Source organism: Halosaccharopolyspora lacisalsi (assembly GCF_014137975.1).
In the GTDB taxonomy this organism is placed as follows: Bacteria; Actinomycetota; Actinomycetes; order Mycobacteriales; family Pseudonocardiaceae; genus Halosaccharopolyspora; species Halosaccharopolyspora lacisalsi.
Genome location: NZ_JACGWZ010000001.1, coordinates 448359 through 472548 on the forward strand (window position 1 = coordinate 448359; position 24190 = coordinate 472548).

Consider the following 24190-nt stretch of genomic DNA (forward strand, 5'->3'; position numbering starts at 1 on the left):
CGGGGATTGTTCACGACACGATCGGGTGACCGACGGCCCGGCCCGCGGCTCGCACCAGAATCGTGGTCTCGTCGGCGATCGCGTGCCGGTCGGAGGTGAACCGATCGCCGGTGAGCCTGCCGGGCGGATTGTTCAGCACCGGTGTGTGCAGGTGCCCACCGGCGAGCGAGTCCCCGCCGAGCCCGAGTCGCAACCGGTTCGAGCGGTACATGCTCTCGTTGGAAAGGTAGTCTTCGCCGCTGCCCGAGGCCGCGACAGCGTCCGGAGCGGGTTCACCGTCCTCGTGGCACACGGGGTCACCGGCGCCGGGACGGTCGGAATCGGGCCAGCTGCAGAAGCGGGTGTTGAAGCGGACCGGGTAAGGACCGCTCTCCGCCGCGAGCATCGCCCGGTGCGGCAATGTCGTTTCGATGAACTCCGCGGCCGGTTGTGGCCATCCCGCCGCGTCGGGGACCGGTCCGGTCGCGTGGACGCCGTTGTTGTCCGCGGCTCCGCCGCGCCAACGTCCCGCCCAGCGCTCGATGTCGAATCGGCCCGGCCTGCCCTGGCTGAGCGTCATGATCAGGTCGGGACGCCGTCGGCCGAGGAGCGCCGAACCGTAGGCGTGCTCCACGATGCCTCGGTCGAAAGCTCCCCACAGCACGGGAAGAGCGACGGTCTGGACCGTGATCCTGCCGGTGGGAGCGTCGAAGGTCCTGCCGTCGAGCCGGAGCGCGGCGACTCCGGCGGGATTGCCGCGGTTGAGGTTGCCGTCGTCGAGTCCGAAGGGGTCGAAACCGCTGATCATGACGCGAGTGGCCTTCCCGCCCGGGAATCGCTGTGAGCTCATGCCCCTGCTGGCGCGGTCCAACTCCCGGAGCAGGTGAGCGCGCTGCCGTGGGACGAGTTCGTGGTCCGGCCGCCACTGCCGAACGGCCCGGGTGAGCAGCAGGCGTGCCCAGTAGAGCGGGCGATCGTCGTAGGAGTCGAGGTCGCCGTGGTCGAACCGCCCCTGCGCGCGGGCCACGGCCGTCTCCCACAGTCGCTCGCCCCGCCGCTCGACGAACTCGGCGGCGGCTCGGGCGTTCGGTTGCTCGCACAGTCGGGTGGTGAAACGTGTGACGAGCGGTCCGAAACCCGCCCGCTCGACCAGTTCGGGACCGGCAGCCGGGGCTCCTGGCACGAGCGAGTCGTCGAGTCTCCGCTCCTCGACGGTCAGCGGGGCGCTCTCGTCGTAGCAGTCCGTTCTCTCGGTCGCGGTGGCGACACCCGGCCCCGCGACCAGGGAGACGGACAGCAGCACGAGCGCGCACGAACGAAGGGAAACAGCCGACCGGCGCATCGCGATCCTTTCCTCGTGGCGCGCGGTGAGCTCCACCACGCGACCGCGAGGACTCTAGATCGCGATCTCGCTTCGTTCAATGCCCTGGCGAGACCTCGCCGCCTCACTCGCTGCCGGTGACGTGGGCCGGGGTGACGTGCCCGGCGCACTCCAGCAGCATGGCGTGGACGAAGGCCTGGGGCAGGTTCCCGCGCAACTGGCGCTGGGCGACGTCGTACTCCTCGGAGAACAGCCCCGGAGGACCGCAGGCCGCCCGGTTGCGCTCGAACCAGCGCACCGCCCGTTGCCGGTTGCCCTGGTACCAGTCGGCCAGGGTCATGACGAACCCGCAGAGCAGGAACGCCCCCTCGACGTCCCCGAGCCGGCGGGGAGCCTGCGGAAAGCGGTACACGTAGCCGTCGACGCAGAGCTGTTGCCGCACGGTCTCCAGCGTCGCCCGTGTGCGCGGGTCGTCCTGGGACAGGGCGCCGCGCACCGGTGGCAGCAACAGCGCTGCGTCGGGGCCGGAGTGCGCGGGGCTGCGCTGCCAGTAACCGTGCGGATGCAGGCAGCGCCGCGAGGTCTCTGCCAGGATGGCGTCGGCGAGCGCCAGCATCCCGTTGGTGTCCTTGGTGGTGGGACTGACGGCGGCAGCGGCGTGCAGTCCGGCCACGCAGGACAGTCGTGAGTGCGTCCACCACTCCTCGCCCAGTTCCCACAGGCCCGCCTCGGGACGCTGCCAGTGCTTCGAGATGGCATCGGCGGCGACCTGCATCGCCCGCCAGCCGTCCCGGTCCAGCCGGTCGTGTCGCGCGGCGGCTGCCAGCAGCTGGAGCAGCTCCCCGAAGGCGTCCAACTGGAACTGCCGGGTCACCCAGTTGCCCTTGATGATCTTCTGCCCACCCGGGTACCCGGGCAGCGAGAGCCGCTGCTCGTCCGGGATGGACTCGCCGCACACTGTGTAGGCGGGTTTCAGCGCGTCGCCGTCGTCGAGGAGACGGGCCGTCATGAACTCCACGGTCTCGTCGAGCAGCGGGTCGGGGCCGTGGGCGGCGACCGCGATGCCGGCGTAGCACTGGTCGCGGATCCAGGCGTACCGGTAGTCGAAGTTGCGACCCTGCTCGGCGCGTTCGGGCAGCGACATGGTCGCGGCGGCGACCATCCCCCCGCTCGGTCGGGTCAGCCCCCGCAGCACGGCGTGGGCCTGCTGGGAGTCGCGGGGGGCCAACGTGTCGCCGAATTCGGGGACGGCCCGCTTCCAGGCGTTCGCGGTGCCGTTCCAGGCGGTCGCCGGGTCCACCGGTCGTCCGGGGGAACCGCTGCCGAGTTCGAGCACCAGATCGTGGTATCCCCCTGAGGGGACGGTGATCTCGGTGCGCAGCACCCCGTCCTCGTCGAGGACCGCCTCGGGGGCACCGGACCATCGCAGGTGCAGCGATCCGCTCCGTCCCGTCCAGCGGCCGTGCTCGTCGAGGCGCATCTCGGTCATCGGCTCCGCACCGAACCCGGCCCGCACGTCGAGTTCCACGCGCAGGCGCACCTCGCGTTCCACCGCCTCGATCCGACGCAGCAGGACGACTCGATCCGGATCGCCCGGATAGGCCAGCGCCTCGCGGCACTCCACCACGGTGGAGGTGGTCACCCACCGGTTGCGCCAGATCAGGGAACGGTTCTCGTAGTTGCCGCCCCAGACGAACGCCTCCACCGGAGTGATCGCGTACACCCCGCGCCCGCCCAGCAGGGCGGAGAAGACGGCGTCGTCGTCCCACTGCGGTGCGCACATCCACACGATCTCGCCGTGCGGCCCGCACACGGCACCGCGATACCCGTCGGCGATCAGGGCGTACTCCCGCAGCACGTGGGGCGGAAACAGCTGCTGCACACTGCTTCCGGACCGTTCGGCGCTCAACGGCGCCTCCGCAGCAGGGCCAGCCCCACGGCCGTCACGGCGGCGCCGGCGGCGGCGAGCGCGCTGTGGTTGTGCGAGGCCCACAGCTGGCGGCTGTGCCGGTGGGAGGAACGGTCGAAGACGCCGTGCGCACCGTAATCGCGTCCGTCGGGGCCGTCGGCGGGTTCCCACAGGTTCGTCGCGAGCGCCGGGTCGTCCTGGTCGCTCTGCTGGGCGGAGTAGCCGTTGCGCGCCAGGTAGCGATCCAGCAGTCCCGGGGCGAGGGCGTTGGCCAGCAGGGTGCCGACGGTGCTGCCCCCGATCCAGTACTCCCGCCGCTTCGGGTGGTCCCCTGCGTGCAGCACCGCGCGAGCGGCGACCTCGGGCTGGTAGATCGGCGGCAGTGGCTGGGGGTGTCGGGGAAGCCGGGACAGCACCCAGGAGAACTGGGGAGTGTTGACCGCGGGGAGCTGCACCATCGTCGTGCTCACCCCGCTGCGTTCGTGCAGCAGTTCGCAGCGCAGCGACTCGTGGAATCCCTGGATGGCGTGCTTGGAGGCGCAGTAGGGCGCCTGCAACGGCACGCCCCGGTAGGCCAGCGCGGAACCGACCTGCACGATCGCTCCACGGTCGCGGGGACGCATGTGGCGCAACGCGGCCAGGGTGCCGTGGACGAAACCGAGGTAGTCGACCTCGGTCACGCGCCGGAACTCCCGCGGCTCGATCTCGGTGACCGGAGCGAACACCGCGGAGAACGCCGCATTGACCCAGACGTCGATCGGGCCGAGCGCGTTCTCGACCCGGTCGGCGGCGTCGATGACCTTGTCGGAGTCGGAGACGTCGAGCTCGATCGGCAGTGGCTCGCCGCCGCCCTGGCGCACGTCGGTGGCGGCACCGTCCAGCCCCTTGGTGCCTCGCGCCAGCAGGGCCACTCGGGCTCCGCGTTGTCCGTAGGCCCGGGCGACCGCACGTCCGATGCCTCCGCTGGCTCCGGTGACCACCACCACCTGCTGAGTCCCGTCGCTCATCGCCGCGTCACCACTCCTCCGCAAGGCTCGGCTGATCGCCCCGTCGGTCCGGGTCCCCCACAGCCATACCCAGCCGTTGATCGACGAAACCAGTTCCGCCTCGGCGGGGTGCTCCGGACGCGGACAACCCATGACGGTTCGCGTTGATAACGCGACGCGGTTTTATGGAGTGTGCTCCGTTCGTTCCGAGACCAAGACACCGAGGCCGTCTGGCAGCGATGCAGGCCCCGCAGGTTCGATCCCGTCACCGCGCGGGCGGCTCGGCGTAAGCTGATGATTTTGCATGCCGCCGAGACCTTGGAGGATCTACGCACACCCCCGGGGAAACGGCTGGAAAAGCTCAAAGGAGACCGAGCAGGGCAGTACAGCATTCGCATCGATCGACAGTGGCGGCTCTGCTTTTGCTGGACCGATCTCGGGCCTGTTGAGGTCGGGATCACCGCCTACCACCAGGAGACGGCCGTGGACACCGACATCGTGATGCCACCGGTGCACCCGGGAGAGATCCTGGACGAGGAGTACCTCCAGCCGCTGGACGTGAGCCAGTACCGGCTCGCCGTCGAGACCGGCGTGCCACCGCGACGGATCAACGAGATCGTGCACGGTACACGCCGGATCAGCGCCGACACGGCGTTGCGCATGGCCCGGTACTTCGGCACCTCGGAACGGTTCTTCCTCGACCGCCGGGAGCTCTACGACCTGGAGGTCGAGAAGGACCGCATCGGGTCAGAACTGGACCGGACCACACCCCTCCGACACGCCTGCTGACTTTCGGGCACGAGCGAGTGACCCTCACTCGTCGCGTCCTTCGTGCAGCACGGACGGGATCGTGGCCCGGTCGGCTCGCCCTCGGAGTTCAGCCTGGGCTCGCCGGATGGCGGCAGCGTTGTCCCGGGACGTCCGCGCGCACTCTGTCGGCTGTTCCGGCTCCCGTCGTTGACCGGCCACCGCCCGGGCTTCCCCCGGAACTCCCGCTCTGTGGCCCTTCGCCGTCACGCACGAGTCCGCCTGGACCAGCCGCGCGAGGTGTGCCAGGACTCGATCACGAGATGATCCGCTGGTGCGCCGACGTACGTGAGCGCGACTTCGCGGATGTCGACCCTGAAGAAGCTCGAACCGGCGAAGGGCCCCTCGGTCGGCCCCTCGATCTCGACGAGGCGGCCGGCCAGCTTCGCCTCGCCGCCCCACTCGCTCGGATCGGTCGAGGTGGGTTCCACCGTCGGGCTGTGCAGCGCTGTCCGCGGGTCGCGCCGCACGTCCAGCAGCTTCATCGACCCGGGCATCATCCCCAGCGTGATGTCGCTGTTCGTGAAGGTGATCTCATTCGCGCTGATACGGGGAGAGCCGTCCTCGCGCAGGGTCGCCAGCGTCTTGTTGGTGCCCACGTCGAAACGGTGTCGTACTCGTGCCGCGAATTCGGGAGCGTCGTCCGCGATCTCCGTCCATGAGGCCATGCGCGGAGGTGTAGCACGAACCCCCGACGCTCACCGCGTCCGAGGGGAGTCGTGCAGGACGCACTCGGCGCAGTAGCCGCCTCCTGTCCTGCGCCACCACTGGCAGCAGGTGCGCCTGCGCGCCCACGTGCCGGACAGCTCCGGGTCGATGCGCAGCAGCTCCGGTCGTCCCGTGGCGGCCGACAACCGCCGCGCGCTCTCCATCACGTTCCCCGGCATCCCGGCGCGCTCCAGTCGACCGAGCACCGTGCCCACCAGGCCGACCGGGTTTCCCCAGTACTCGTGACTGCCCGGCTTCGGTCCGCCGAGCGCGTGCAGCGCCTCGGTCAGCGGTGCGAACGCGGCCGAGACCTCCTCCCACCAGCGGCGCTCCGAGATCGGAGCCTCCACCGCCTCGCCCGTGAGCCGCAGGCCGGCCAGCCGGCCCCCGTCGTCGACGGAGACCCGCAGGCCTTCGAGCGACGGCAGCGCCGCGCCGAAGTGGTGCTCCGGCACCGTCGCGCAGGCGGCGAGCCAGCCGAAGCGGAACGCGACGAGCACCAGTCCCGCCCTGTGATGCCGGAATTCGCCGCGCTCCTGCCACTCCTCGGCGCAGCGCGACAGCCACGGGCCGTCCGGGTCGCAGAACTCCGGCCAGGACACCGTGGGCTCCGCCCGTTCGGCGGGCACCGATCCCGGACGCGGTAGCAGCCGGTCGCACTCGCGCAGCCTCCCGGACAGCACGGCCGGTGATGGTGCCGTTTCCGGCATTCGAACTCACTTCGATCGGTGCCACAGGTAGTCGGTGAAGGTGCGCACCGCCGAGGGGTTGCGGGGCCCCTCGACCAGCGCCGCGTAGGGCAGGGCGAAGAACCGCCGCTCCCGGACGGCGTCCACCCGTTGGAGTGGTGGGTAGCTCGTCAGGAAGTCGATCTTGTCCTGCACCGTCTTGCCCGCCCCGTAGTCGTTGATCAGGATGACGTCCGGGTCGGCCCGCACGACAGCCTCCCAGCTCACCCCGGTCCAGCTGTCGTCGAGGTCGGCGAAGATGTTGTGGCCACCGGCCTTGGCGATGATCTGACTGGCCGCGCCCCCGTTTCCGGAGGTGACCGGCTGGCTGGTGCCGGAGTCGTAGAGGAACACCTCCGGCCGTGGCCGCCCCTGCGGCACCGACGCGTGGGCCTCGGCCACGGTCCGCTCGTACCGGCTGATCAGTTCCTCGGCTCGCTCGGGGACTCCGAAGATCCTGCCGAGGTTGCGCAGGTCGGTGTGGAGGGCCTGGAGGGGTGGCATGATGCCGCGCTTCTCGCCGCTTCCACTCCGGCACGACTCGGTCAGGACGTAGGAGTCGATGCCCGCCCGGTCCAGGCGCCGGGGGGTGAAGCGCTCCGTCTCGCTGAAGCCGTATTTCCACCCGGCGAAGACCGTGTCCGCGTTGGCGGCCCGGACGACCTCCTTGTTGATCTCCTCGGCCAGGTGGGGGACCTGCTCGAACCGCTCGCGGAACGGCGAGCTCTCCACACCGCGCCGCTGCCCGTCGGAGAGCACGTATCCGGCCATCCGGTCCTGCAGCCCCAGGGCGAACATCAGCTCGGTGATGCCGATGTCGTTGGTCACCACCCGCTGAGGTGGCTCGTGGAAAGTACGCGGCCGGCCGCAGTTGGTGACGGTGATCGGGAAGTCGGCGGCGTTGGCGGCCCCTCCCGATCCGGGGTCCGGAGCGATTCGCGCCCCGCATCCCGTGATCAGCGTCATGCCGGTGATCAGCAGCGCCGTCCGGCGCAGCAGTCTGGTGGACACGTCGACCTCTCGTCGTGGTCATGCGGCGGGGCGGGAAGGTTCGAAGAGCAACTGGGGAGCTCCGGTGCCCGGGTGGTCGACCACGTGGGCCCGCACCCCGAACACCTCCCGCACGATCTCGGGAGTGAGGACCTCGCGGGGCGGACCGGCGGCGACGATGCGCCCCCGGTCGAGCACGTGGACCCGGTCGCACCACGAGGCCGCCATGTTGAGGTCGTGCAGCGCGGTCACGGTGGTCAGGCCGAGGCGGTGCACCAGGGCCAGCACGTCGAGCTGGTGGCGGATGTCGAGGTGGTTGGTCGGCTCGTCGAGCACGAGCACCTGCGGCTGCTGGGCCAGGGCGCGGGCGATGAGCACCCGTTGCCGCTCGCCGCCGGACAACGTCCGGAAGTCCCGCTCGGCCAGGTGCTCGCAGCCGACCTCGGACAGTGCTCGCGCGCGGATCCGCCGGTCCTCGTCATCGTGCCGCGCGAAAGTCGACTTGTGCGGAGCGCGTCCCATCGTCACCACCTCGGCGGCGGTGAAGTCGAACTCCGGTTGTGACTCCTGGGTGAGCGCGGCGATCATCCGGGCGCTGTCGCGCAGCGACATTCCCGCGACGTCCTCGCCACCGAGCCGGACCGTCCCCCGGTTCGGGGTCAGCGTCCGGAACACGCACCGCAGGGTGCTGGACTTGCCGCTGCCGTTCGGGCCGACCAGGCCGACGAGTTGGCCGGAGCGCACGTGCGCGTCGATGTCGGCGATGAGCCGTCGCCCGGACGCGGTCACGGTCAGACCGTCGAGTTCCAGATCCATCAGCGACCTCCGAACGAGTAGCCGCGCCGGCTCATCAGCAGCAGGAAGCACGGCACGCCGATCGCCGCCGTGATCACGCCCAGCGGCAGCTCCTCCGGGGCGGCCAGGGTGCGGGCGAGCACGTCCACCCACACCAGGAAGATCGCCCCGGCCGGGGGCGCCAGCAGCAGGACCCGCCGGTGATCCGAACCGGTCACCAGCCGCACCAGGTGCGGCAGCATCAGCCCGACGAAACCGACCGCCCCGCTGACCGCGACCACGACACCGGTCACGGCGGCGGTGACGACGAACAGCTCGCGGCGGAGCCGCTCCGGCGCCACTCCGAGGGTCGTGGCGGTCTCGTCGCCCATGGACAGGGCGTTGAGGCGGCGCGCGGACAGCAGCAGGTAGCCGATTCCCAGCGCCACCACGACGGTGGCCACCGGCAGGGAGCTCCAGGTGACGCCGCCGAGACTGCCCAGCAGCCAGAACAGGGTCGACTGGGCCGCGTTCCCGTTGGGTGCCCGGAACACCATCAGCGTCGTGATCGCCGAGAAGCCGTAGGACAACGCCGTTCCGGTCAGCACGAGTCGCAGCGGAGCGAGTCCACCTCCGGAACGGGCGATGAGGTAGACCAGCAGAGTGGCGCCCAGCGCGCCGAGGAACGCCGCCGTGGACAGCGCGTAGAGCCCCAGCGCGCCGAGGAACCCGAACAGGGCGACCGCGCTGGCGCCGACCGAGGCGCCGGAGGAGATGCCGAGCACGAACGGATCGGCCAGGGCGTTGCGCACCATCGCCTGCACCGCCACTCCCACGGTGCTGAGCCCGGCGCCGACCACGGCGGCCAGCAACACGCGGGGCAGTCGGATGTTCCAGACGATGGCGTAGGTGCCCGCGTCCTCGGCGCTGACGACACCGCCGCGCAGCGCCTCGTGGAGCAGCGACAACGCCTTGCCCGGCGCGATGCTGGTGGGCCCCAGGGCGACACCGCCGATGACGGAGGCCGCCAGCACCACCAGCGCCACGGCCAGCGTCAGCAGCAGGCGGCCGTGTTCGGAGGGCGATCCCTCGACGGGACTCGAATCGACTTCGGTCTCGGGAGCCTTCGTCGGGGCACTCACGACCGGGCGCCCGTCCCTCGTGGCAGCGGGAGCGGTGCGGGGCGAAAGGCGGGGTCGGGCACGGGGTACCTTCCTCGGTTCGGAGGTCGAGCAGGTACCCGGTGGGCACGTCGCCGTGACGGGAAAGCGCCGTTCCGGGCTCCCTGCCGCAGTCCTCGACGGTCGTGGAGCTGATCACTGCGCCGCGTCCGGTCGGACCGGAAGGACGCACTGGCGGTGGCGACGGGTCTTCGGGCTCGCTCGCCTGCGGCGAGCTCACCGTTGCGGGTCAGCGCCGGAATCGCACCGGCTTCCCCCGCCGCGCATCGATCTGTTCTGCGAGCATCGTCGTGGAGCCGTGTCCCGCGTGTCAAAGTTTGTGCGAAGCACCACCGCGGTCGGCCGCCGTCCGCCTCGGTCGGTGCGAGCGGTTTCCCCGGTGCGCGGTTCGACCGCACGACGGTTCGGCGATCAGTATCGCCAATGGGGTGAACGGACTTTTCCGGGACTCGCACCGCCGTCCCGGCTGCCCCCCGCGCACGCACCGGCAACGAATCGGTTCGGATCGGACTCGCTGCCACGGCCCGGTCGTCACACCGGCCGGAAGAGCCCGATCATCCGAGTGCTTCGGGACGTCGTGCGGTCGTGGCGCGCTTCGGCGCCGAAGGTCGGTTCGAGCGCCTGGGACCGTCCCGTGCTGGGAGCGAAAGCCGGCAGCCCCGCTCCTGGTTCCGGAAACGGAGCTGTGTGGGACTTGTGCACGCTGTTCGCACGTCGCACGCCTCGGCGTGCGGTGTTCGCTCTCCGGCGTCGCGGTTCGGTGAGGCCGGCGGGATTCGAACCCGCACTGCCTAGGACCTAAACCTAGTGCCTCTGCCTGTTGGGCTACGGCCCCGCTGCGTTCCAGCTTAGCGTGTCGCCGTGGGCGTGAGGACGGCGGTCGCCTCGCACGTGGGCGCGACACGCGGAGACCGCCAGTGAGTACGGTGCGAGCGCGTGATCTACCGTAGGTAGGAGCTGACCGACGAGGAGGACACGTGGCCCGTGACCCCGACGAAATCCAGCGCGAGATCGAGAAGGCTCGCGAGGCGCTGGCCGTGACGCTCGACGAGCTGGAGACCAAGGCGAACCCGACGCGCGTGATCGAGTCCGGCAAGGCCGGTGTGCGGGAGAAGCTCGAGGATCCGAGGGTGCGCTACGCGCTGATCGGCGTCGGTGCGGTCGTGACCGTCGCCCTCGTGCGCAAGCTGTTCCGCTGACCCCCACTGGGCGCGCGGCCGGCTGCCCGAAGCGCTCAGCGCAGCAGCGGCAGCAGGGCGTCGTACAACAGGCGGTCGACGAAGCGCTGATCCAGCGGTTCGCCGGTGAGCATCAGCCGGTGGATCAGCGCGGCGCCCGCCAGCTCGACGACGGTGTCCACCGGTGCCGCGTCGCGGATCTCACCGCGCTCGATCCCGCGGTCGATCAGCCGCCGCAGCATGTCGCGCTGGGGGAGCAGGAAGGACTCGCGAAACGCCGCGGCCAGTTCCGGCTCGTGCGGCAGTTCACCGACCAGAGCCTGCGCGGCCTTGCCGATCGGGCCCGACAGGAACGTGGCGAACGCGCTGAGGAACTCGCCGAGGTCCCGCTCGATCGAGCCGTGGTCGGGCTCGGGGATGTTGCGCTGGACCAGCTGGGTGCAGGTGTCGATGACCAGCTCCAGCTTGGACTCCCAGCGCCGGTAGATGGTGGCCTTGCCCGCCCGCGCGTGCGCGGCCACGGCGTCCATCGTCAGCGCCCGGTAGCCCACCTCGGCGAGCACTTCCAGCGCGGCGTTGCGCAGCGCCGCGTCCCTGGTGGCGTCGCGGGGACGTCCCCGTCCGGGGGACGTGGCGACCTCGGCCGTGGCGATCGCGGAGCCCTCGGCTTCGTGGCTCGACGAGCCACTGGTCGCGGCGTTCACGGAGAACACCCCCCAACATCCGTTTCGTCTCGAACGCTACCGGTCGTGGTGCCGCTCACCGAGTGGCGTGGCTGTTCTGACCCTTGTCGGCCGCAGCTGCCGCCGACTGAGCCGCGGCGTGCGTGGCCTCGTCGGAGAGGCCGTGCCGGGCCTGCAGATAGGCGGTGCTGAACGCGAAACCGTCGCCGTCGAGCAGGTGGATGACGACCCGACCAGCGGGGTTCGGCGCGAGCTGCTCGATGAGCTGGTCGGCCTTGTCCCGTGCCGCGATCAGACCGGGCGCTCTCGCGCTCTGCGATTCCGTTCCCGAGGTCACGGTGACCGACCAATCGTTGCCATCCGGCAAGTAGTTGGCGGTGATGTGTCCGGTAGCCATGGTGCCTCCGCGTCGAGCATGCTCCTGAGCGTGTGACGTCGCACTTCGACACCGACTGAGAACGGCCCCGCCCGGTATCGAAACAACTCGGTCACTCCACGCGTGTTCACTGACTTTACGTGTCGTGCTCCCGTAACTCTTCGGGGCGGTCGATGTCGTATCCCGAAGCGACGTCTTCGCAGGGCACAGGGATCACGTGCTGGCGCCGGAGGTAGTTTCGCGCACCGGAGTCGCCTCGTGACTCCTCGTGCACACCGTTCCAGTGGTCCCGGCCGAGCAGGACGGGATGGCCCCGGCTGCCGTCGTAGGTCGCCGCCGCCAGCGCCGAAGCGGTGGTGTGCGCGGCGACCCGGCGCGCGGCCTCCGGCGTGACTCCGGGCATGTCGACGGGCAGCACGAGCGCGGCCGTGACAGCGTCGTACCGCGTCGTCAGGGCGTCCAGCGCCGTGTGCAGCGAGGAGGCCATGCCGGTCGGCCAGTCCGGGTTTCGCAGTACCACCGCGCCGGGCAGGTCCGCCCTGGACACCACCGTCTCCGCCGCCGCTCCGAGCACCACCAGCACGGGATCGCACCCTCCCGCGCCGAGCACCTCGACGGCACGTTCGACGAAGAGCTCGCCCCCGTACTCGGCCAGCGCCTTCGGGCCGCCGAAGCGACTCCCGGCTCCGGCGGCCAGCACCACACCGGCCGGTCGGTCAGGCATGGGCGTGGATCGGTCCACTGGTGTGCGTCAGCGGCAGCGTGCTGGCCCTGGTGCGCAGGGCGACGATCTCCGCGGCGATCGAGACCGCCGTCTCCTCCGGGGTGCGGGCTCCGAGGTCGAGCCCGATCGGGGCGCGCAACCGGCTCAGTTCGCCCTCACCGGCCCCGTCGTCCCGCAGTCGACGGATCCGGTCGGCGTGGGTGTGCCGGGATCCCAGCGCGCCGATGTAGCCGGCGCGACTCCGCAGCGCCTCCCGCAGCACCGGTACGTCGAACCTGGCCTCGTGGGTCAGCACGCAGATCACCGTGCGGGAGTCCACGTCGGTCTCGGCGAGGTACTCGTGCGGCCACTTCACGACGACCTCGTCGGCGTCCGGGAAACGCTTGGCGGTGGCGAACACGGCGCGGGCGTCGCACACCGTCACGTGATATCCGAGGAACTTGCCCATCCGCGCGAGCGCGGCGGCGTGGTCGATGGCTCCGAACACGAGCATCCTGGGCGGTGTGCTCCAGGACTCGACGAAGAGGGTGCGATCCGCACTGCCGCCGTCGGCGCGCGGCTGGCACACCTCGCGCAGCCCCGTGACGTCCTGCTCCAGCATGGCCCCGGACTCGGCGGTGATGCGTTCGTCGAGGTCGGTGTCGCCGGTGCCGCCGAGCCGGTCGGAGTCCACGACGGCCAGCGCGGCACCGGTCTCCAGGACGCGAGCCAGGGCGACGCGGTGCCCGTCGCGCTCGGCCCGCAGGGCGGCCGTCAACGTGGTGGCGCGATCGGCGTCGACGGGCTGGACGTGGACGTCGATGTCCCCGCCGCAGGTCAGCCCCACCGACAGCGGCGCGGAGTCCGCCGTCGGTGCCTGCACGGCGGTGAAGCTCTCCCGCAGCGGCTCGCCGGTGGCCAGCGTTTCCATGGCCAGGGCGTGCACCGCGCCCTCGACGCACCCGCCGGAGAGGCTGCCGACCACGGTGCCGTCCGAGCGCACCGCCATGGCGGCTCCGACGCCTCGCGGGGCGCTGCCCCGCACCGAGATCACCGAGGCCAGCGCGAAGTGCTCACCCGCCTCGATCCACTCCAGCAGTTCCCCGGCGATGTCCCGCATGGCACTCCACTTCCTCTCCCCGTCGATACTAGCTCGCTCCGAGCAGGTCCTTGATCCCTTCGATGCCGAAGTAGACGGCGAACACGGCGGCCAGCACGCTCACGATCCACCCCAGGTCCCGGCCCCGACCCTTGATGATCTTGATGACGCAGTAGGAGATCAGACCCGCGCCGACACCGTTGGTGATGGAGTAGGTGAACGGGATGATCGCGACCGTGAGGAACACCGGCACGACGTAGTCGCTGTCGTTCCAGGGGATGTTGGCGCACTGGGCCATCATCATGCCGCCGACCAGCACCAGCGCCGGTGCCGCCGCCTGGGCGGGGACCACGGCGGCCAGCGGGGTGAACAGCATCATCGCGGCGAACAGCCCCCCGCTGACCACGCTGGCCAGTCCGGTGCGGGCGCCCTCGGCGACCCCGGCGGCCGACTCCAGGAACACCGTGTTCGGCGAGGAACCCGTGACACCGCCGGCGACCGCGCCGAGGCCGTCGACGAACAGGATCCGGCCCATTCCCTGCACCTTGCCCCGCGAGTCGGTCAGCCCGGCCTCGTTGCTGACGCTGGTGATGGTTCCCATGGCGTCGAAGAAGCCGGAGAGCACGAGGGTGAACAGGAAGACCGTGGCCGAGATCGCGCCGGCGTTGACGAAACCGCCGAAGAGGTCGATGTTGCCGAGCAGGCCGAAGTCCGGCAGCGAGACCAGGTTGTCCGGCAGCGTCGGGGCGACCCGTCCCCAGGAGTCGGCGGGGATGTCGAAGACCGCGTTGACCACGACCGACAGCACCGTGCCGGTGGCGATGCTGATCAGGATCGCTCCCGGGACGTTGCGGGCCGACAGCGCGAGCATCAGCAGCAGCGTGATGCAGAACAGCGCGATCGGCCAGCCGCCGAGGTGCCCGTCGGAGCCCAGCTGCACCGGCACGGTGCTGTCGGCCGAGTCCGGCCTGCGGGTGACGAAGCCGGCGCTGACCAGACCCACCAGCGCGATGTAGAGGCCGATGCCGACGGTCAGCGCGGTCTTCAGCGGTAACGGGATCGCGTTGATGATGCGCTCCCGCACCCCGCTGACGGCCATCAGCACGATGCACACGCCTTCCAGCACCACCAGCCCGAACGCCTGGGCCCAGGTCATCTCCGGCGCGATGGTGAAGGCCACCACCGGGATGACGCCGAGCCCGGCGGCCATCGACAGCGGAGCGTTGCCGACCAGGCCCATCAGGATGGTCGTCAAACCCGCCGACAGCGCGGTGGCCGTGGTGAGCTCCGCGGTTCCCAGCGTCGCCCCGGTGATGTCGGCCGTGGAGCCGAGGATGAGCGGGTTGAGCAGGATGATGTAGGACATCGCGACGAAGGTCGTCAGCCCGCCCCGCAGCTCGCGGGAGTAGGTGGAACCGCGTCGGGTGATGGAGAAGTAGCGGTCCAGGAACGAGCGCGGCTCGTTCGGCGTCGGTCCCTCGCCGGTGTCCTGGCTCAACTGCTGTGTCATGTGGTCTCCCGTGCCGGTGGGCGCCCCTGCTGCGGCGAACGCGTCCTGGCCGTGCTCGCGACGGAGTACGGTACTGAATGCTCGTCGGACGGCTTTCGGCATGTCCGCGCCCTTTCCCGGGGGCGTTTCGCGGTGTGAGTGGATCGCCACGTTCGGCGACCGCCGGACGACCCGGTCGTCGATTCCGGCTTCGAAAGCAAAGGGATTTCGGATCGAGTTGTGTCGTGCTCTCGGTTCAGTATTCGACGCGGTCGGACTTGGCCAGCCACGTGTCGAACGGTTCGGTGCGGTTGTCGGCGTGGACTCGCCGCACCGGTGTGGGCCACACCGCGTCGGGGTCGGTGAACAGGTCGTAGAAAGCCCTGTCGTCGAATCCGGCGACCGCGGCGTCGTGCCTGTCGGCGGCGTAGACGACGCTGTCCAGGCGGGCCCACAGGGCCGAGGCCATGCACATCGGGCACGGTTCGCACGAGGTCACCAGCACGTACCCGTCGAGCTTGAACGTGGCGAGTTCGCGGCAGGCATTGCGGATGGCGGTCACCTCGGCGTGCGCGGTGGGGTCGTGAGCGGTGGTGACGAGGTTGCTGCCGCGGGCGATGACGCCGTCTTCGGAGGCGATCACCGCGCCGAACGGTCCGCCCCCGTTCGCGACGCTGTCGGTGCCGATCCGGATCGCTTCGGCCATCCAGTCGTTCTCGGGTCTGTGGGCAGCTTTCACCAGGGACTCCTCATGAATACGGTACTCCGCGAAGGAGAATTCGGGTTCGTGGATTCCGGTCGCGTCCGTGACCCTTCGCGCGCGAAACGTCACGGACGCTCGGACGTGCGGAATCCGCCTCGGGGCCGACTTCGCCGCGGACGAGATCGGCCGGTTCTCTCACTCGCCGAAGTCGACGACGTGTTCGGGTGACACCGGGACGTGCGTCAGGTCCTTGCCCGTGGCGGCCCGGACGGCCGCGACCACGGCCGGGGTGGACGAGATCGTCGGTGGCTCGCCGACCCCGCGCACGCCGTAGGGCGAGTTCGGGTCGCCGCGCTCGATCACGTCGATCTTCATCGGGGGCGTGTCCAGGATCGTGGGGATGAGGTAGTCGGTGAACGAGGGATTGCGGATAGCGCCGTCGCCGACCCGGATCTCCTCCATGACGGCCAGCCCGAGACCCTGCGCCGAACCACCCTGGATCTGACCGACCACGGCGTCCGGGTTCACCGCCTTGCCGACGTCCTGCGAGCAGTCCAGCGCGACCACCTTGACCAGTCCCAGCTCGACGTCGACGTCGACCACGGCCCGGTGCGCGGAGAAGGCGTGCTGGACCTGCACCCGCTCGCTGGAGCCGTCCTCGGCGTCCATCGGGTAGGTCTCCCGGTGGTGGTACTCCCGCGTCTCCTCGATCACCTCGTCGCCGAGCACGTCGACGATCTCGGTCAGCACCCCGGTGCTCGCCGAGACGATCTTGCCGCCCGCCAGCGACAGGTCCCCGAAGGCCTCGCCGAACCGCTCGGCCACCCGGTCCAGCAGCCTTCGCCGGACGGCCTCGCAGGCGGTCTTGACCGCGCCCCCGGTCATGTAGGTCTGCCGGGACGCCGAGCTGGAGCCGGCCTTGCCGACGTCGGTGTCGTTGGGGTGGACGGTGACGCGTTCCACGCCGAGCTCGCTGCGGGTGATCTGCTGCTGCACGGTCACCACCCCCTGGCCGACCTCGGCGGCGGCCGTGTGCACCATCGCCGCCGGTTCGCCGCCGAGCGCCTGGAGCCGCACGCGGGCGGTGGAGTAGTCGTCGGCGCCCTCGGCGTAGCAGATGTTCTTGATGCACACGCCGTATCCGACGCCCCGGTACACGCCCTCGCCGTGGGTGGTGTTGGACGCGCCCCCGGGCAGCTCGCGGATGTCGAGCTCGGTGCCGTCGCGTTCGGGGGGCATCGGCAACGCCCGGACCCGCTCCAGCAGTTCGGCCACCGGCGCGGGGTAGTCCAGCACCTGGCCGGTCGCGATGCTCTCGCCTCGGCTGATGGCGTTGCGGATCCGCACGTCCACGGGATCCATGTCCAGCGCCTCGGCGAGCTTGTCCAGCTGCGCCTCGTAGGCGAGGGCGGGCTGGACCGCACCCAGCCCGCGCATCGCACCGCACGGCGGGTTGTTGGTGTAGACGCCCCACCCCTCGATCCGGACGTTGGGCACCACGTAGGGGCCGACGCCGAGGGTGGTGCCGTTGCCGACCACCACCGGGGTCTTCGACGAGTAGGCGCCGCCGTCGAAGTACAGCTTGGCGCGGACGTAGACCAGCCTGCCGTCGGCGTCGGCGCCGTGCTCGTAGTACATCGTGGCCGGATGCCGGTGGACGTGACCGTAGAAGGACTCCTCGCGGTCGTAGACCATCTTGACCGGCTTGCCGGTGCGCAGCGCCAGCATGCACACGTGCACCTGGATCGACAGGTCCTCGCGGCCACCGAACGCGCCGCCGACGCCGGACAGCGTCATCCGCACCTTCTCCTGCGGAAGCCCCAGCGCACGAGCGGTCTGGGCCTGGTCGGAGTGCAGGTCCTGAGTCGCCAGGTACAGGTCCACACCGCCGTCCTCGGCCGGGATGGCCAGCCCGGACTCCGGACCGAGGAACGCCTGGTCCTGCATGCCGAGGGTGTAGGTGCCGGAGACGACGACCTCGGCGGTGGCCTCCGGATCGCCCTTGAGGATCGGCTGATAGCGCACGAGGTTGCCGTCGGGGTGCACCTTGGGCAGCGTCTCGTCGTGCGCGGCCCGCTCGGCGTCGGTGACCGGTTCCAGCACCTCGTAGTCGACGTCGATGCGTTCCCTGGCACGCCGCGCGGTCTCCGGGTGATCGGCGGCCACCAGCGCGACCGCCTCGCCCTTGTAGCGCACCACGTCGGAGGCCAGCACCGGCTGGTCGACGTCCTTGAGCCCGTAGAGGTTGTCGCCGGGGACGTCCTCGTGCGTCAGCACCGCGTACACCCCGGGCGTCTTCAGCGCCCCGGAAACGTCGATCGAGCGGATTCGCGCCGAGGGGTGCGGACTGCGCAGCGTTACGCCCCAGAGCATGTCCTCGGCCCACAGGTCCGAGGAGTAGGCGTACTCGCCGCGGACCTTCAACGCACCGTCCGGACGTATCGGTGACTCGCCGATACCGCCGGCGATGGCGTCGTCGAGGTCCTGCGGGCTGCGTGCGGGAGCGTGGTCGTTCAACGAGGGGCCTCCTGCCCGGTACGGGCGAGCCGGCTGCCGGCCCGGCGCAGTTCGTGAGTGAGATCGGTTTCCGATGCCGACACCAGACGGCCGTCCTCGACCACGGTGTCGCCACCGCACAGCAGGCGCTCCAGCCGGGGGAGCGGCCCGAGCACCAGGGCGGCCACGGGATCGGCGATGCCCGCGTGCCCGAGCCCGTCGAGCCGCCACACCGCGACGTCGGCGAGCTTGCCCGGCTCCAGCGATCCGAGCTCGCTCTCACGGCCGAGACAGCGCGCACCCCCGCGCGTACCCATCCACAGCGCGTCGCGGACGGACAACGCCCGCGGGCCGTAGTGCGCGCGCGAGGTCAGCAGCGCCTGGCGGAGTTCGTCACCGAGGCGCCCGGACTCGTTGGAGGCCACCCCGTCGATGCCCAGACCGACGGGGACGCGCTCCCGCAGCAGCGGACTCACGGGGGCGACTCCGGCGCCGAGGCGGCCGTTCGAGCTCGGACAGTGGGCCACCCCCGTGCCGGTCTCGCCGAGCCGCCGCACCTGTTGCTCGGCCAGTTGCACGCAGTGCGCCAGCCACACGTCGGAGCCCAGCCAACCGAGGCTCTCGACGTACTCGACCGGGCCCATGCCGAACTCGGCCTCACACTGCTGCTGCTCGTCGAGGGTCTCGGCCAGATGGGTGTGCAGCCGTACTCCCCGGTCGCGGGCGAGTTCGGCCGCCGAGCGCATCAGTTCGGTACTGACCGTGAACGGCGAGCAGGGACCGACCGCGACGCGGACCCGCGAGTTCGGCGCCGGATCGTGGAAGCGGTCGATGGCCTCCCCGGTGCGATCCAGCGCCCGGTCGGTGTCCTCGACCACGGAGTCCGGCGGCAGGCCGCCGTCGGACTCGCCGCGGTCCATCGAACCGCGCACGCCGTGCAGGCGCACGCCCACGCGCTCGGCGGCGGCCACGATCGACCCGAAGACGTCACCGCCGTGGCGGGGAAAGACGTAGTGGTGATCGGCGGCGGTGGTGCAGCCCGACAGCGCCGCCCAGCCGAGCCCGGCGGAGGCCGCGGCGTGGGTGCTCTCCTCGTCGAGGCCCGCCCACACGGGGTAGAGCTCGGTGAGCCACTCGAACAGCGTCGAGTCGCACGCGTAGCCCCTGCTCGCCCACTGGTAGAGGTGATGGTGGGTGTTGACCAGCCCCGGGGTGAGCACGCACCCGCTGGCGTCGACGCGCCGCACCGGCACGGGCTGCGCCGGAGCAGGCCCCGCACCGACCTCCAGGATGCGCTCACCTTCGACGACCAGGTGCCCGTCGGAGTGCTCGGTGCCGACGCCGGTGGACGAGTCGACGGTGATCACCGACCCTCCCTCGACGACCACGCGCTCCGGCCGGCTCACGACCGGGCCTCCTCTGCCCTGCGGTCGGCGGCCAGCCGCACGGCGTCCATGATCTTCTCGTAGCCGGTGCAGCGGCACAGGTTGCCGGCCAGCGACTCCCTGATCTCGGAGTCGGACGGGCTGGGGCAGCGTTCGAGCAGGTCGTCGGCGGCCACCAGCAGGCCGGGGGTGCAGAAACCGCACTGCACCGCGCCCGCGTCGACGAAGGCCCGCTGGACGGCGTCGAGCTCGTCCTCCCCGGCCAGTCCCTCCACGGTGTCGACCTCGCGGTCCTGGACCTGACCGGCGGCCACCAGGCAGGCGCAGGCGGCGACACCGTCCAGGCGGACGGTGCACGAGCCGCACTCTCCCTGCTCGCATGCGTTCTTCGACCCAGGCAGGCCGAGCCGCTCGCGCAGCACGTACAGCAGGCTCTCGCCCTCCCAGACGTCGTCGGCCTCGGCCTGCCTGCCGTTGACGGTGAACTTCAGGCGCATTGCTGCCTCCCGGTGCGGTGTTCGTTCCAGACCCAACCCAGCGTGCGGCGGGCCATTACCGCCATCGCGTGGGTGCGGTAGTTCGCCGTGCCGCGGACGTCGTCGATGGGCGCGGTCGTCGCCGCCACCAGCTCGCCGAAACGCCGCACGACGGACTCGGGCAGCGGGCGCGGCCGGTTCCACTGGTCGGTGTCGGTCAGTTCCGCTGCGAGGAATTCCGCGGCCTCCGTGGCCGGGCGCGGCGTCGGAGCGGCCGAACCGAGACCGGTGCCCACGCGCTGCTGTTCGGGGTGCAGCGCCACGGCGAAGGTGCACACGGCGATGACCATCGCGTTGCGGGTACCGATCTTGGAGAACTGCTGAGCTCCGGTGGCGGGAGCGACGTGCACGGCGGCGATCAGCTCGTCGTCGGCCAGCACGTGGCGCTTGACCCCGGTGAAGAACTCCCCGACGGGCACCGTGCGGGTGCCGCGCAGCGACTGCACCTCGACCTCGGCGTCCGAGGCCAGCAGCGGCGGATGCCCGTCGCCGGCGGGGGAGGCCGAGGCGAGGTTGCCGCCGAGCGTGCCGCGATTGCGGATCTGCGGGGAGCCCACGGTGCGGGAGGCGATGGCCAGCCCGGGCAGTCGGTCCCCGAGCTCGTCGATGAGCCGCGCGTAGGGCACTCCGGCCCCGATGCGCAGCCTGCCGTCGTCGAGCGACCAGTCGGTGAGCTCGGGGACGCCGGTCAGATCCAGCAGGGTGCTCGGGCGCCGGCGACCGAAATTGATCTCGACCATGACGTCGGTGCCGCCCGCGATCGGTGTCGCGTCGGGATGGTGGGCCTTGGCGTCGAGCGCGTCGCGCCAGTGGGTCGGGCGGAGGAAGTCCACGGTTGTTCTCCAGGTCGCGGATGTCGCCGCGAGGGCCGGTCTCGGGGTGTGAGTCAGTACACAACTCCCACCCGGGTGTTGACTAGCGGCGGAAACCATGAAAAGGAGCGCGGCGTGGGCGGCGCGGTTCGTGCTTTCCTCCAAACGGCCGGTTCGGCGGTTTTCGTCGACAACGCCCTCCCGAGGTCGGGTGCCCCCTTCCGGCACCGGTGTATGCGTGGTCACAGCTTCGGCGGGACGTGGACGACTGCTATAGGGTGCGGCGGGTGCTGCTACGTGATCTTCTCGACGACCGGGAGCTCGGGCTGGTCCCGCTGACCGGTCGGCAGTACCTGGACCGGCCGATCCACGGGATCTACATCACCGATCTGATCGACCCCCGTCGCTACCTGCACGGTGGGGAACTGGTGCTCAGCGGCCTGGTCTGGCACAGCGAACCCGCCGACTCCGAGCGGTTCGCCGCCGCGCTGGCCGACGCGGGGGTGGCCGGGCTCGCCGCGGGAACGGCGCGCCTCGGTGGTGCCCCGCCCGACCTGGTCCAAGCCTGCGCCCGGCACGCCGTACCGCTCGTCGAGGTGCCGTTGGCGGTCAGCTTCAACACCCTTTCCGAACACGTGCTGCGCTTCCTGCGCCGGGACACGGCGCCTCGGCGCGACCTCGTCGACGCCGTGGCGGCGGGCGCGGAGCTCCCGCGGGTGCTGGCGCTGGCCGCCGAGCAACTGGACACCGACTGCTGGGTGCTCTCGGCGGCCGGAACGGTCGTCGGCACGGCCGAGCTCACGGAACGGAGCCGGCGCTGCCTGGTGCGGGGCTTCCTCGGCTCCGTCGAGCCCCCCGGGACGGTGACCGCCCCGGTGGACGAGACCGGCGGGGCGTTCGTGCTGTGGCCGGTCGGGTCCGAGGCCGAACCGCGCGCGGCGCGCTGGTTCGTCGCCCTCGCCGGTGACCGGCAGGAGTGGGGCCCGGAGGCGGAGGCGATCGCCGCGGACCTGGGCACGGCCGTGGCACTGCTGCGTTCCAGACTGGAGGAGGGCAGGCAGGCCGCGAGTCGTTCGGTGCGGGCGGCGCTGCACCGGCTGCTCGACGGCTCGGCGAGTCCACCGGAGGTCGGCGCCCGGTTGGAGGCCGCCGGTCTTCCCGCCGACGAGCCGCTGCGGGTCGTCGCCGTCGAGGCGGGTGATCACTCCGAGGCGGCGACGAGGCTGCTGCGCGAGATCACGGCCGCGACCGGACTCGCCGCGGTCACCGCCCCCCTGGAGCCCGGAGCGCTGGCCCTGCTGGCCGCCGACCACGGTGAGCTGGCCGGGATCGACGAGCGCCTGCGCCGCGTGCTCGACGACGTCGAGCACGGCGGGGACGAGAACCTGGTGATCGGAGTCAGCGACATCAGCGACACGTCCAGCCTGCGCGGTGCGGTGGAGGAGGCCCGGCACGCGCGTGATCTCGCCGCGCATCGCGGTGGCAGGCGCGGGATGGCCACCGCCGCCGAACTCGCCTCCCACCAGGTCCTGCTGGCCTCGTTGCCCGAGCGGCTGCGGTGCTCCTACCGCGACCGGCTGCTGTCACCGCTGATCGACTACGACCGCGGGCACCAGTCCGAGCTGGTCCGCACGCTGCGGACGTTCTTGGAATTCTCCGGTTCCTGGTCGCGTTGTGCCCAGACGCTGCACGTGCACGTGAACACCCTGCGTTACCGAATTCGCAGGATCGAGGAGATCACGGGGCGCGACCTGACCGACTTCGCGACCCGTGTGGACTTCTACCTCGCCCTGCGACTGCTCACATAGGAGTATCGCGAACAGCTCCACGAGAGGTGTGGCTCACCCGGAAAGTCTAAGCTGACCACCACCCCTCGTGTTCATGGTCACGTCGTGCTCGGCTAGCCGGGGGAAAGGCGGCTCACTGTTGGCGTCGCTACTTGTGAGACCGGTAGGATTTTCGGTCGGCATGAGACACCCAGCTCGCGATGATCACCCTTATGGCAACGCCGGTGTCGACCGGTCTACGGGCGGTAAGGGCGCTGACCCACCCCGCTGTTGAGGAACGGAGGTATCGGGATTGACCGACCTGTCCGCCACCACTGGTGTGACGGACCGCCCGAGCGGTGCCAGCGCCGCGCCCCGCGCGGCGGATACGTCCTCGTGTGTCCGAGACTTCCTGGATCGGCAGGTCCCTCCGACACCGTGCCTGGTGCTGGACCTGGCCGTGGTACGCAGCCGCTACACGGGTCTGCGGTCGATGCTTCCCGACGCCCGCGTCTGCTACGCCGTCAAGGCGAACCCGCAACCGGAGGTGGTGGCCGAGCTGGTCGGCCTGGGGGCCTCCTTCGACGTGGCCAGCCCCGGTGAGATCGACCTGTGCCTGGCCAACGGCGCTACACCCGAGTCGATCTCCTACGGCAACACCATCAAGAAACCCGTCGACATCGCACGGGCCCACGAGCTGGGTGTGCGCCTGTTCGCCACCGACAGCGCGGCCGACCTGGACAACATCGCCGCCGCCGCGCCCGGCGCGAGCGTCTTCTGCCGCGTCCTCGTGGACAACGAGGGTTCCCGCACGCCGTTCGGCCGCAAGTTCGGGTGCGACCCGGAGACCGCCGCGCGGTTGCTGGAACGGGCGAGCCGGCTCGGTCTCGACCCCTACGGCGCGTCGTTCCACATCGGTTCCCAGCAGCACGACCCCGAGGCGTGGGAGCACGGCATCGTCGCGGCCCGCGAGGTCTTCGACCAGGTCACCGGTGTCAGGCCGCGCATGGTCAACCTCGGTGGTGGGTTGCCCGCCTCCTACACCCAGGCAGCTCCACCGCCACGGGACTACGCCGAGCGCATCGAGGCCGCGCTGGACCGGAACTTCGGTTCCGAGCGGCCCGAGCTGCTGATCGAGCCCGGTCGTCACCTGGTCGGCGACGCCGGCGTGCTGCGCAGCGAGGTCGTGCTCGTCACTCCCGAGACCGGCGGACAGCGCCGTTGGGTGTACCTGGACGTCGGCCGCTACAACGGGTTGGCCGAAACCGAGGGCGAAGCCATCACCTACCGACTGCGTACCGCACGCGACGGTGACGCGACCGGACCCGTGGTGCTGGCCGGCCCCACCTGCGACGGCGACGACGTGCTCTATCAGGACACCAGCTACGAACTCCCGGTCACGCTGCGCGGCGGAGACTGGGTGGACCTGCTCAGTGCGGGGGCCTACACGGCCAGCTACTCCTCGGTGGGCTTCAACGGATTCGCGCCGCTGCCCACCTACTGCCTGGACAGCCGGGCAGTCGGTCACACCGCCGGTGATGTGCGAACCGAGCGACCCTGACCGCCGCACACGCGGCGGTG

The 24190-nt window shown here is 70.9% G+C and carries 22 protein-coding genes, 1 tRNA gene and 1 riboswitch; of the genes, 4 read left to right on the forward strand and 19 right to left on the reverse strand.

From position 1 onward, the window contains the following. Positions 1-10 precede the first annotated feature (10 nt). From FHX42_RS02200 to FHX42_RS02210, 3 genes are all read right to left on the reverse strand, one after another. Positions 11-1360, reverse strand: coding sequence for a hypothetical protein (locus FHX42_RS02200; RefSeq protein ID WP_328795846.1), 1350 nt, complete (start codon positions 1358-1360; stop codon positions 11-13). A gap of 64 nt (positions 1361-1424) precedes the next feature. Then, positions 1425-3209, reverse strand: a complete 1785-nt coding sequence (locus tag FHX42_RS02205; RefSeq protein WP_235986877.1) for a glycoside hydrolase family 15 protein — start codon at positions 3207-3209, stop codon at positions 1425-1427. Continuing rightward, positions 3206-4216: an SDR family oxidoreductase gene (locus tag FHX42_RS02210; protein ID WP_182542490.1), complete on the reverse strand. Its 1011-nt coding sequence runs from the start codon at positions 4214-4216 to the stop codon at positions 3206-3208. Before FHX42_RS02210 ends, FHX42_RS02205 begins: the two co-directional genes overlap by 4 nt. 171 nt (positions 4217-4387) lie before the next feature. On the opposite strand from FHX42_RS02210, the gene FHX42_RS27230 reads away from it, so the two are divergent. After that, positions 4388-4984 carry a HigA family addiction module antitoxin gene (locus FHX42_RS27230; protein WP_328795847.1) on the forward strand — a complete coding sequence of 199 codons (597 nt, stop codon included), beginning with the start codon at positions 4388-4390 and terminating at the stop codon, positions 4982-4984. A 224-nt stretch (positions 4985-5208) separates the two neighbouring features. On the opposite strand, the gene FHX42_RS02225 is transcribed toward FHX42_RS27230, so the two are convergent. From FHX42_RS02225 to FHX42_RS02250, 6 genes are all read right to left on the reverse strand, one after another. Continuing rightward, positions 5209-5670: a pyridoxamine 5'-phosphate oxidase family protein gene (locus FHX42_RS02225; RefSeq protein ID WP_182542491.1), complete on the reverse strand. Its 462-nt coding sequence runs from the start codon at positions 5668-5670 to the stop codon at positions 5209-5211. Positions 5671-5700: 30 nt separating this feature from the next. Beyond that, positions 5701-6393 carry a hypothetical protein gene (locus FHX42_RS02230; RefSeq protein WP_328795848.1) on the reverse strand — a complete coding sequence of 231 codons (693 nt, stop codon included), beginning with the start codon at positions 6391-6393 and terminating at the stop codon, positions 5701-5703. Positions 6394-6426: 33 nt separating this feature from the next. Beyond that, a complete protein-coding gene (locus FHX42_RS02235) occupies positions 6427-7449 on the reverse strand; it encodes an ABC transporter substrate-binding protein (protein ID WP_328795849.1) in 1023 nt (340 codons plus the stop codon). 18 nt (positions 7450-7467) lie between these two features. Continuing rightward, positions 7468-8244: an ABC transporter ATP-binding protein gene (locus FHX42_RS02240; protein WP_182542493.1), complete on the reverse strand. Its 777-nt coding sequence runs from the start codon at positions 8242-8244 to the stop codon at positions 7468-7470. Further along, a complete protein-coding gene (locus FHX42_RS02245) occupies positions 8244-9266 on the reverse strand; it encodes a FecCD family ABC transporter permease (protein ID WP_220479780.1) in 1023 nt (340 codons plus the stop codon). Before FHX42_RS02245 ends, FHX42_RS02240 begins: the two co-directional genes overlap by 1 nt. 282 nt (positions 9267-9548) lie before the next feature. Further along, a riboswitch (cobalamin riboswitch) is annotated at positions 9549-9688 on the reverse strand. Positions 9689-10144: 456 nt separating this feature from the next. Next, positions 10145-10218, reverse strand: a tRNA-Leu gene (locus FHX42_RS02250). Between the two features lie 142 nt (positions 10219-10360). Between FHX42_RS02250 and FHX42_RS02255 the strand changes: the two genes are divergently transcribed. Then, positions 10361-10582, forward strand: coding sequence for a DUF3618 domain-containing protein (locus tag FHX42_RS02255; protein WP_182542495.1), 222 nt, complete (start codon positions 10361-10363; stop codon positions 10580-10582). Between the two features lie 35 nt (positions 10583-10617). On the opposite strand, the gene FHX42_RS02260 is transcribed toward FHX42_RS02255, so the two are convergent. From FHX42_RS02260 to FHX42_RS02300, 10 genes are all read right to left on the reverse strand, one after another. Continuing rightward, positions 10618-11265 (reverse strand): TetR/AcrR family transcriptional regulator, encoded by a 648-nt coding sequence (locus FHX42_RS02260; protein ID WP_328795850.1) that lies wholly within the window; start codon positions 11263-11265, stop codon positions 10618-10620. A 55-nt stretch (positions 11266-11320) separates the two neighbouring features. Beyond that, positions 11321-11641 carry a hypothetical protein gene (locus FHX42_RS02265; RefSeq protein ID WP_182542496.1) on the reverse strand — a complete coding sequence of 107 codons (321 nt, stop codon included), beginning with the start codon at positions 11639-11641 and terminating at the stop codon, positions 11321-11323. Positions 11642-11756: 115 nt separating this feature from the next. Beyond that, positions 11757-12344, reverse strand: a complete 588-nt coding sequence (locus tag FHX42_RS02270; RefSeq protein ID WP_182542497.1) for a nucleotidyltransferase family protein — start codon at positions 12342-12344, stop codon at positions 11757-11759. Beyond that, positions 12337-13443 carry an XdhC family protein gene (locus tag FHX42_RS02275; protein ID WP_182542498.1) on the reverse strand — a complete coding sequence of 369 codons (1107 nt, stop codon included), beginning with the start codon at positions 13441-13443 and terminating at the stop codon, positions 12337-12339. Before FHX42_RS02275 ends, FHX42_RS02270 begins: the two co-directional genes overlap by 8 nt. A gap of 28 nt (positions 13444-13471) precedes the next feature. Beyond that, positions 13472-14932, reverse strand: a complete 1461-nt coding sequence (locus FHX42_RS02280) for an NCS2 family permease (RefSeq protein WP_182542499.1) — start codon at positions 14930-14932, stop codon at positions 13472-13474. A 235-nt stretch (positions 14933-15167) separates the two neighbouring features. Further along, positions 15168-15617, reverse strand: coding sequence for a nucleoside deaminase (locus tag FHX42_RS02285; RefSeq protein WP_182543453.1), 450 nt, complete (start codon positions 15615-15617; stop codon positions 15168-15170). Between the two features lie 192 nt (positions 15618-15809). After that, a complete protein-coding gene (gene pucD / locus FHX42_RS02290) occupies positions 15810-18131 on the reverse strand; it encodes a xanthine dehydrogenase subunit D (protein WP_182542500.1) in 2322 nt (773 codons plus the stop codon). After that, on the reverse strand, positions 18128-19516 hold the full coding sequence (locus FHX42_RS02295; RefSeq protein ID WP_328795851.1) for an 8-oxoguanine deaminase: 1389 nt from the start codon (positions 19514-19516) through the stop codon (positions 18128-18130). The genes pucD and FHX42_RS02295 overlap by 4 nt, the downstream gene beginning before the upstream one ends. Continuing rightward, positions 19513-19992, reverse strand: a complete 480-nt coding sequence (locus tag FHX42_RS26205) for a (2Fe-2S)-binding protein (protein ID WP_235986878.1) — start codon at positions 19990-19992, stop codon at positions 19513-19515. The genes FHX42_RS02295 and FHX42_RS26205 overlap by 4 nt, the downstream gene beginning before the upstream one ends. Then, on the reverse strand, positions 19983-20864 hold the full coding sequence (locus FHX42_RS02300; RefSeq protein WP_182542502.1) for an FAD binding domain-containing protein: 882 nt from the start codon (positions 20862-20864) through the stop codon (positions 19983-19985). Before FHX42_RS02300 ends, FHX42_RS26205 begins: the two co-directional genes overlap by 10 nt. Positions 20865-21130: 266 nt before the next feature. On the opposite strand from FHX42_RS02300, the gene FHX42_RS02305 reads away from it, so the two are divergent. Beyond that, positions 21131-22651: a PucR family transcriptional regulator gene (locus tag FHX42_RS02305; protein ID WP_182542503.1), complete on the forward strand. Its 1521-nt coding sequence runs from the start codon at positions 21131-21133 to the stop codon at positions 22649-22651. A gap of 271 nt (positions 22652-22922) precedes the next feature. Then, positions 22923-24170 carry a type III PLP-dependent enzyme gene (locus FHX42_RS02310; protein WP_182542504.1) on the forward strand — a complete coding sequence of 416 codons (1248 nt, stop codon included), beginning with the start codon at positions 22923-22925 and terminating at the stop codon, positions 24168-24170. Positions 24171-24190 lie beyond the last annotated feature (20 nt).

Coding starts and splice junctions, on each gene's coding strand:
- FHX42_RS02210 (WP_182542490.1), bottom strand. CDS start 4,216: ATGAGCGACGGGACTCAGCAGGTGGTGGTGGTCACCGGAGCCAGCGGA.
- FHX42_RS02225 (WP_182542491.1), bottom strand. CDS start 5,670: ATGGCCTCATGGACGGAGATCGCGGACGACGCTCCCGAATTCGCGGCA.
- FHX42_RS02240 (WP_182542493.1), bottom strand. CDS start 8,244: ATGGATCTGGAACTCGACGGTCTGACCGTGACCGCGTCCGGGCGACGG.
- FHX42_RS02265 (WP_182542496.1), bottom strand. CDS start 11,641: ATGGCTACCGGACACATCACCGCCAACTACTTGCCGGATGGCAACGAT.
- FHX42_RS02270 (WP_182542497.1), bottom strand. CDS start 12,344: ATGCCTGACCGACCGGCCGGTGTGGTGCTGGCCGCCGGAGCCGGGAGT.
- FHX42_RS02275 (WP_182542498.1), bottom strand. CDS start 13,443: ATGCGGGACATCGCCGGGGAACTGCTGGAGTGGATCGAGGCGGGTGAG.
- FHX42_RS02280 (WP_182542499.1), bottom strand. CDS start 14,932: ATGACACAGCAGTTGAGCCAGGACACCGGCGAGGGACCGACGCCGAAC.
- FHX42_RS02285 (WP_182543453.1), bottom strand. CDS start 15,617: ATGGCCGAAGCGATCCGGATCGGCACCGACAGCGTCGCGAACGGGGGC.
- FHX42_RS26205 (WP_235986878.1), bottom strand. CDS start 19,992: ATGCGCCTGAAGTTCACCGTCAACGGCAGGCAGGCCGAGGCCGACGAC.